General features: G+C 37.6%; 1 protein-coding gene. It reads right to left on the bottom strand.

Features of this window, described 5'->3' with window-relative positions:
* Positions 1–17 precede the first annotated feature (17 nt).
* The gene (locus IM753_RS12790) at positions 18–788 is read right to left on the bottom strand and encodes an IS5 family transposase (RefSeq protein ID WP_194109446.1); all 771 of its coding nucleotides are present in this window, start codon (positions 786–788) and stop codon (positions 18–20) included.
* Positions 789–873: the final 85 nt, after the last annotated feature.

Raw genomic sequence — 873 nt, forward strand, 5'->3', positions numbered from 1 at the left:
TAGAGCACGTTGAACATTCACAACAATCTCACCCATTGACAAACAAAAGCCAAAGCTACTGTACCTTCATAACACACCAGTAGCTTATCATACCTTGTAGCAACCGCTCTAAATCTTTTGCATTTTTCAAAGGCGTTTTCTACTAGGTGTCTTAATTTGTATAAGTAGTCATCTATTGGGTTTTGGTCTTTACTTTTGCTATTACTGCGTTTTGGTATGTTGGGTGTTGTATTGGTTTGTTTAATTTGCTCCCTTAGGTCATCACAGTCATAACCCTTGTCAGCACTTAATACTTCTGTATGCTTTGATAAAACTTGTTTGTTTTGTTCTATCAGCTGTGGAGCAATCTTAACATCATGAACTTGTCCACCTGTGATGATAAAGTCTATGGGATTCCCACAAGCATCTACCACAAGATGAATTTTTGTGGTATTTCCACCCACACTTTTGCCAATGCCTTGTTCTGTCTTGTTAGCGACATTACAAGCATGTTGATGAGCTTTGATGTAACTGCCATCTATAAATACCCATTCAGCATCAGCTTCTTCGGATAAGCATTGAAACAATTTCATGAGTTTGCCTAGCTTAGACCAACGCACAAAGGTTTTGTAAATGGTGTTATGATAACCAAAACAAACTGGTAAATCTCGCCAAGGTATGCCTGTACGAATGCGAAACAAAATGCTTTCTACGGTTAATCTAAGATTGTGCTTGTTGTAGATACCAAGTTGTAGTAGAATAATCTTTAACTTGTACCATTGTTCATTTGTGAGTAAGGTGCGAGCCATAACGATTTTGGTGCTTTGTTTGGGTTAGAGCTTGCATTGTACCAAAATCGTTTTTTGTTTTGTTAATAAAGTTCAACGTGCCCTA

Source organism: Moraxella sp. K127 (genome assembly GCF_015223095.1).
Classification (GTDB): domain Bacteria; phylum Pseudomonadota; class Gammaproteobacteria; order Pseudomonadales; family Moraxellaceae; genus Moraxella.

Excerpts from the sequence above, each read along its gene's own strand:
- IM753_RS12790 (WP_194109446.1), bottom strand. The coding sequence starts at position 788 with ATGGCTCGCACCTTACTCACAAATGAACAATGGTACAAGTTAAAGATT.